The 7,088-nt window shown below is 39.9% G+C and carries 8 protein-coding genes; all 8 read right to left on the reverse strand.

What is annotated here, in order from left to right; translation table 11 throughout:
* The coding region (locus LD39_RS16825; RefSeq protein ID WP_035550230.1) for a CinA family nicotinamide mononucleotide deamidase-related protein at positions 1-726 on the reverse strand (726 nt) is incomplete at its 3' end.
* Positions 723-1,301 carry a CDP-diacylglycerol--glycerol-3-phosphate 3-phosphatidyltransferase gene (pgsA, locus tag LD39_RS16830; protein ID WP_035550233.1) on the reverse strand — a complete coding sequence of 193 codons (579 nt, stop codon included), beginning with the start codon at positions 1,299-1,301 and terminating at the stop codon, positions 723-725. The genes pgsA and LD39_RS16825, both read right to left, overlap by 4 nt.
* A 112-nt stretch (positions 1,302-1,413) precedes the next feature.
* A complete protein-coding gene (locus LD39_RS16835; protein WP_035550235.1) occupies positions 1,414-2,340 on the reverse strand; it encodes a RodZ family helix-turn-helix domain-containing protein in 927 nt (308 codons plus the stop codon).
* A gap of 20 nt (positions 2,341-2,360) precedes the next feature.
* Entirely contained in the window at positions 2,361-3,152 is a 792-nt protein-coding gene (locus LD39_RS16840) for a DUF3388 domain-containing protein (protein ID WP_035550238.1), read from the reverse strand.
* A gap of 192 nt (positions 3,153-3,344) precedes the next feature.
* Positions 3,345-3,605 (reverse strand): DUF3243 domain-containing protein, encoded by a 261-nt coding sequence (locus LD39_RS16845; RefSeq protein ID WP_035550241.1) that lies wholly within the window; start codon positions 3,603-3,605, stop codon positions 3,345-3,347.
* 73 nt (positions 3,606-3,678) lie between these two features.
* On the reverse strand, positions 3,679-4,395 hold the full coding sequence (ymfI, locus tag LD39_RS16850) for an elongation factor P 5-aminopentanone reductase (RefSeq protein ID WP_035550244.1): 717 nt from the start codon (positions 4,393-4,395) through the stop codon (positions 3,679-3,681).
* On the reverse strand, positions 4,392-5,681 hold the full coding sequence (yfmH, locus tag LD39_RS16855; RefSeq protein WP_035550247.1) for an EF-P 5-aminopentanol modification-associated protein YfmH: 1,290 nt from the start codon (positions 5,679-5,681) through the stop codon (positions 4,392-4,394). Before yfmH ends, ymfI begins: the two co-directional genes overlap by 4 nt.
* A gap of 2 nt (positions 5,682-5,683) precedes the next feature.
* Positions 5,684-6,967 (reverse strand): EF-P 5-aminopentanol modification-associated protein YfmF, encoded by a 1,284-nt coding sequence (gene yfmF, locus LD39_RS16860; RefSeq protein ID WP_035550249.1) that lies wholly within the window; start codon positions 6,965-6,967, stop codon positions 5,684-5,686.
* Between the last annotated feature and the right edge of the window lie 121 nt (positions 6,968-7,088).

Genomic DNA, 7,088 nt, shown 5'->3' on the forward strand with positions numbered 1-7,088 from the left:
TATTTCTTTAAGAGAACCAATTTTCGTTCGGGCTTCATGATCAGATTCGCCTGTCGCAGTTAATCTTAGGGCCACTTCCCCTTCACCTGCCAAAGGGGCAATTGTAGGATTAGTCTGTTGACTAATCAAATCTGAAAGTTCGTCTTCAAGCGCCGATTCCCCAATTCCTATGAAGCGCATCATTTCAGAAGCAATTTCCGACTTGAGTGTGTAAGTCTCACGAAAGTATGGAATTACACGCTCCTGTACCAACATCTTCATCTCTGAAGGGACACCAGGAAGGAAAACCCATACCTTTCCTTCTTTTTCAACAATTTGACCGGGAGCCATCCCTTCATCATTTTGAAGAACTTTGGCTCCTGTAAGAACAAGAGATTGTTTTCGGTTATTTTCAGTCATCACTTTTTGATTGTTCGTGTAGAATTGTTGAATTTTTTCCATAGATTCAGCATCTTCTACAAGATCTTGTCCTAGTACGGATCTGGCTGCATCCCTCGTCATATCATCTTCCGTCGGACCAAGTCCTCCTGTCACTATAATTAGGTCAGAGCGGTATTGAGCTGCAGTAAACGCATCCACGACGCGCTCCAAATTGTCTCCAATTACAGTATGACGGTAAACAGGAATCCCTAAAGAGGCAAGACGCTTTGATATCCACTGGGCATTAGTATTTGCAATTTGACCTAATAAAAGCTCTGTGCCAACAGCTACGATTTCTGCATTCATTTTGAATCTCTCATCACGTGCCAATTTTTTTGGAAATAATCATATCCAGAATAAACGGTAATGATTAAAGCTAAGTACAAGACTATAGTCCCCAGTGGAAACCCTACAAAAGCTAATGGCCAGTTATGGAGCAGCAACAGCGAAATCGCAATAATTTGAATCCATGTCTTAAGTTTTCCCATTTGACTGGCAGCAAGTACAGTTCCCTCTCCTGCTGCAACGAGGCGCAGACCTGTAACCGCAAATTCTCTACTGATAATGGCTATGACAATCCACGCAGGCGCCAAACCAATTTCGACAAGAAGAATTAAAGCTGCACTGACTAACAGCTTATCTGCAAGAGGATCCAGAAACTTTCCTAAGTTCGTAACAAGATTATATTTTCTCGCTATATACCCATCTATCCAATCCGTCGTCGATGCAATGATAAATAGAATAGCTCCAGCCAAGTGGGATACTGGCAATTCAGCTTCCCCCATTTGGAAGGAACCCCAATTAAAGGGTACGCTCATTAAAATAATAAAAATTGGAATAAGTAAAATTCTTGATATTGTAATTTTGTTTGGTAAATTCATTAAATTCACACTCCTGGAATGAAAATGAAATACGTAAAGGCTGTCCGAAGAGACATAGAAGAAGTTACTTCCTCTCTCATCCCATGCTCAGGACAGCCTTATCATAATCCTATTACTTAAAGTTGAGCAAGAGTTTTTGTGTGGAGATTTCAGGATTTGGAAATTCCACTTCTTGATCATTAATTTTAACCGTTGTACCAGGCGCATTTCCTGTCTTAATGTAAATTTGATCTTTTCCACTAATCTCTAGAGTTATCGGTGATTTATCTGCCGTATATTCAATCGGTTGAATTAAGTTTTCCCCATTTTTAGGAGAATGAACCTCCAGATAACTTCTTCCGCTTAATTCAATCGTCAGCGTACCTTTTTCTACACCTGTTACATCATATACGTGTTCGGGGAAGGACCCAGTGCCTTGCTTTGCTAATTCGAATTCAGCCTGAGGTTCTTCTTCCGGCTGATCTTCTTTCTGATCGTCAGCCGAAGCTTCCTCTGCATCCTCAGTATCAGAAGTTCCTTCATCAGAAGCCTTTTCACTTTCTTTAGGCTCTTCATTGGAATTTTCACCCTCTGAATCAGCTGGCACACTCACTTCGTCATTGGAACCAGAAGCGTCTTGGGCTTTGCCATCTCCAGTTGAATCATTATTCGAAAGAAAGAACCATACCATAAACATGACGACAACGATAACTAATACGGTAAGTATACCAGGGAAAACCTTCGGAGAACTGGAAGTTTTGGATGTCGACTCTTTCCTAGTTTTTTGCACACGGCTGTATTGGATTGCTCCTTCATCCTCATAGGAAGGAAGTTCTCCTTTATGATCTTCCATCACCTGTTCAGGATCCAGCCCAACAGCGGAAGCATATTCTCTGATGAAAGCCCGTGTATAGAACTTTCCAGGCAATACTTTAAATTCATTTTTTTCAATGGCTTGAAGATAACGTTTTTGTATTTTAGTAGTTTCTTGTACTTGTTCAAGAGACAGACCCTTTGATTCTCGGGCCTCTCTCAGTCTAGATCCAATATCCATCTCCATGTATAACACCATCCATCATATTAAAAATCAAACATGGAAAACCCATCATTCATGGACATGTCTGGTTTTTCCACGGTTTCATAAGTAATTTCTTCATCATCATTATTTCGCAGCTCAATAATGTAATCAAAATCGTCCATTTTATATTCCGTTTCTTGTACAAAAATATCAGGATGTTCAATTACTTTGGTAGCGGGTAGCCTCATGATTTCCCGTACAAGCTGCCAATGTTTTTCGGTAGCCCGACGAGCGGATACAATACCGTCAATAATATACAAATTGTCTTCGCTGTATTCATCTTCAATTAATTGATTCCGTACCGTCTGTTTCAATAAGGTGCTGGACACAAATAACCAGCGCTTATTAGCACATACACTTGCTGCAACAACCGACTCCGTTTTCCCAACCCTCGGCATTCCGCGGATCCCGACTAATTTATGACCTTCTTTCATAAACAATTCTGCCATAAAATCAACCAGCAGGCCTAAATCTTCTCTATTGAATCGGAATGTTTTACGATCATCCACATCACTATGTATATATCGACCATGTCTTACAGCTAAGCGATCTCTCAACTTCGGTTTACGCAATTTCGTCACCTTAATGGTATCCATGGTGTTTAAAATGGATTTCAAACGAGTCATCTGCTCTTCATCGTTGCATAGCAAAAGCATTCCCCTGTGTGAATTTTCCACACCATTAATCGTAACGATATTTATGGACATCATCCCTAATAATGAAGAAATATCCCCTAATAGTCCAGGGCGGTTGTATTGAATTTCATATTCTAAATACCATTCTGTTTTTTCCATAACACAACTCCTCTGGAAAAAATATATCTGCCGTCTACATACTTCGACATTCATAAAAGTAACTCTTCATCTATCATAAATGATTTTTGTAGAATAGGAAAGGTTGGAAATGGATATCCCTGCAAAAAAGTAATAAAAATGCGCCCTTAAACGAAAACTCCGCACAGGTTTACATGTGCGGAGTTTGTCGAATTAAGGCTGGTTACCTTCACTTTTAACTAGTTTAACCATCATGTTTGCAATGGCATGCTGCTCTTTTTCATCAGCGACATTCCATAGATCACGAAGAACTGCCTCTTGATCATTTTTCGCATCTACAGTAGTTGCTAAGTAAGTCCCAATTTCATAAGCAAGGTCTGAAACTGCGCTTTGATCCATCCCTTGTCCTTGTGCCTGATGTAAACGATCGCCTAGAAAAGCTTTCCAAGAATCAAAATTGTCAAGAACTGACATTCTGTTTCCTCCTCAAATATATTTTTCATGCTTAGTATGAGAGAAGGGTGTCAATTCTATACAAAAAAATTCATCACCAGCCACCGTTGACTTTAATCGTCTGGCCTGTAATGTAGCTGGACTGATCACTTAGCAAGTACAAGACAGCGTTCGCGACTTCTTCAGTAGTACCTGCACGCCCTATTGGAATCTCTTCTTCCAATGAGCGCCATTCCTCTTCAGATAGTTGTTGATTCATCTTTGTTTGAATCAATCCGGGTGTTACGGCATTGACACGAATTCCGCTCGGCGCAATTTCTTTTGCCAAGCCTTTGACAAATCCGATTTGGGCAGCTTTCACACTACTATAGACCACTTCCATACTCGCCCCTTCTTCACCGAAAATCGAAGAAACGACGACTATGTTTCCACGTTTATTCCGAATCATATTAGGCAGGACATGGCGAGAGACCATCCAAGGAGCCTTTGTATGCACATGATACAACGCATCCATGTCTCCCTCTTCCATATCCTGAAAAAGCCCTTTCCATAAGTGACCACCTGAAAAGACGATAGCGTCCCAAGACGCTGGGAGGATAGACAAAAACTCCCGAATTCCTTTTGAAGAGCTAAGATCGCCTTGATAGGAACCTTCCCACAGTTCAGCAGGAACCTGCTTTTTCAAGCTTTCAACGACTCGGTTATTGGAATGATATTGTACACCAACACGATAACCCGCTTCCACTAATTTTAATACGGTTGCTGAACCAATCTCTCCGCTAGCCCCTATAATTAAACACCTTTCACTCATGATGCCTGAGGTTTCACCTGGAAGACAGAGATTGCCTCTTCTTTAATCCAATGCTGTAAGTATTCATCAGCATCTTTCGTATTCAACGATTCAATAACAGGTAAGACATCAAATAGATCAACACCTAAGGTATGGTAATGGGTAAATTGATTCGCGATAAACTCAAGGGAATTTAATGCACGCATGAATTGACCAATTTTCTTACGCTTCATGCGTGTGAAATCTTCTTCAGAAATGCTTTCTGCTTTTAATTCATGAAGCATTTCTTTTACGCGCTTCGTCATTTCATCCGGTTTTCTAGAGTCTCCACCAAGAATCGTAAAGCCGAATTGACGGTCGAGCTCAGTTTCGAACTGAAAGCTGTCGTCGATAAGATCCTCTTTGTAAAGTTCTTCATAGAACTTGCCGCTTTTCGAGAAGTAATAATCAAGAATCATGCCCGAGAGCAACTCTGCACGGAGGAGTTCTTCTCCAGAGAGTTTAGACACATCTTCTTTTACTCCAACCATAGCTTTTGCCGTTGTTACCGGCATTGAGATGGAATTATTCTTGTTAGAAACAGCCTCTGGTTCATCCGGGTAAGAACGATTGATTTCAGGGGCTTCAGGAAATTCTTTTGCGGCTTGATTTTCTCTGATCAGATTCATCATGGCTTCAGGCTCAATATTCCCTGCAACAAAAAGAACCATATTAGATGGATGGTAAAAAGTTTCGTAACAAGTATAAAGGTCGTCTTTCGTTATTTTTTGAATGGAATCAACAGTTCCTGCGATATCAACTTTAACCGGATGATTATGATACAGGCTTTGAATGGTTCCAAAAAAAGAACGCCAATCAGGCTGGTCATCATACATACGAATTTCCTGAGCAATGATCCCTTTTTCTTTTTCAACCGATTCCTCAGAAAAATAAGGATTTTGCACAAAATCGATCAAAGTTTCTACGTTCTTCTCAATATGACTTGTTGCAGAGAACAAGTAGGCCGTTTTTGTAAAAGAAGTAAACGCATTTGCTGATGCCCCTAATTTCGTGAAATCCTGGAAAACATCACGATCCTCTTTTTCAAAAAGCTTGTGCTCCAGAAAATGAGCAATCCCTTCTGGTACAGTCACTTTTTCATCTTTGCCGATGGGAGTGAACGTCTGATCAATGGACCCATAATTCGTTGTAAAGATTCCAAACGTCTTTGCCATCTCAGGCTTAGAGAGTAAGAAGACCTTCAGTCCGTTGTCCATCGTTTCCTTGTAAACCTTTTCATTTAATTGCTGATATACTAATTCTTCCACGATTATTCCCCTCCTTCTTTACTTGTTAAGAAATAGATTGTATCTAACTCAATCTTATTCGCCATTTCTATAACGTCCTGTTTAGTTACTTTTCGAATATGATCAATCAAATCGTTCGCAGGCATTTCCGCTCCGGAAATCATTTGATGGTAAAGAACTTCAATTAATCCGTTTGCGTTATCCATCGTTTCTTGAAGTTGGTTGATCACTTGTTCTTTCGTCTCATTCACTTGTTCTTCAGAAAAATCCCCATTCTTCATAGCATCCATTTGTTCTAAAATAATAGACTTGGCTTGATCATAATCATTCGGATCAATTCCGCTGAAGACCAACAAAAGGCCTTTGTGACTTTCAAACCGAGAAGCTGCATAATAAGCGAGACTGTGCTTTTCACGTACATTCATAAACAGCTTAGAACTCGGAAAACCACCAAATATTCCGTTAAAAATTTGAAGAGCATAATAATCTTGATCTCCAAATTTAGTGTATGTCCTATATCCTATGTGAAGCTTTCCTTGATTAACCTCTTCTCGTTCCACTACTTCTTTAGCTTTCTTTACATCCTTAGTCACTGACACTTGATCATTGTCCACGTTTCCGCTATTATTTCTTGTGAAAAATTGATCAGCCATCTTTTCAATGAAGGCTTCATCAACATCACCAATGACGTAAACATCAAGCATATCGTTCGCAATCATAGAACGATAATAATCATACAACTTCTTGGGTGTAATTTCTTTCATGTCCTCAAGGTAACCATGGACGTGTAAAGAGTAGGGCTCCCCTTCGCACATATGATCCATTAATCTGAGATTAGCGTAGCTCATCTTGTCATCTTTAATTGAAGTGATTTTTTGCTCCAACGTTTGTTTCTCACGACTGACAATAGCGGAGTCAAAGCCGTCCCCTTCAACTTTAGGGTCGAACAGCACTTCATTAAATAACTTTAAAGCTTCTTCTAAGATTGGCTCTTGATCGTTCAAATAAGCTTCATTCACGACTTCCATACGGAAGCTGATGACATGGTTCTCTCCTTTTTTGGATCCATCACTGGATAGAGCGGTACCATATAAATTTTCAAACGCCGACTGCAATGAACGGACGTTTGGATAGTTATTGGTAGCTTTCTGAAGGACATGAGGCAGCAAGGCCCTCTCGGTAATCCCCTCACGTTTCAATGGCGCTTTGAACTTCGCGACAATTGAGATGGTTTTATATTTCTTACTAGGTAGAATATGTAAACGATATCCCTGTTTGTTGAGTAATTTTTCTTCCGTAATCTTCATCTTCCATCCTCCTCTTCTATTTATTTTCTATTATAGACCCACATTGGTGTATTCATCCATATGAGCTATATCTTATGCTAAGGTATATGTTTTAAAAAGTAAAAAAATAAGACCCGGTGAG

The organism is Halobacillus sp. BBL2006, from assembly GCF_000786645.1.
Lineage (GTDB): Bacteria > Bacillota > Bacilli > Bacillales > Halobacillaceae > Halobacillus.

Coding starts and splice junctions, on each gene's coding strand:
- pgsA (WP_035550233.1), bottom strand. CDS start 1,301: ATGAATTTACCAAACAAAATTACAATATCAAGAATTTTACTTATTCCA.
- LD39_RS16835 (WP_035550235.1), bottom strand. CDS start 2,340: ATGGAGATGGATATTGGATCTAGACTGAGAGAGGCCCGAGAATCAAAG.
- LD39_RS16840 (WP_035550238.1), bottom strand. CDS start 3,152: ATGGAAAAAACAGAATGGTATTTAGAATATGAAATTCAATACAACCGC.
- LD39_RS16845 (WP_035550241.1), bottom strand. CDS start 3,605: ATGTCAGTTCTTGACAATTTTGATTCTTGGAAAGCTTTTCTAGGCGAT.
- ymfI (WP_035550244.1), bottom strand. CDS start 4,395: ATGAGTGAAAGGTGTTTAATTATAGGGGCTAGCGGAGAGATTGGTTCA.
- yfmF (WP_035550249.1), bottom strand. CDS start 6,967: ATGAAGATTACGGAAGAAAAATTACTCAACAAACAGGGATATCGTTTA.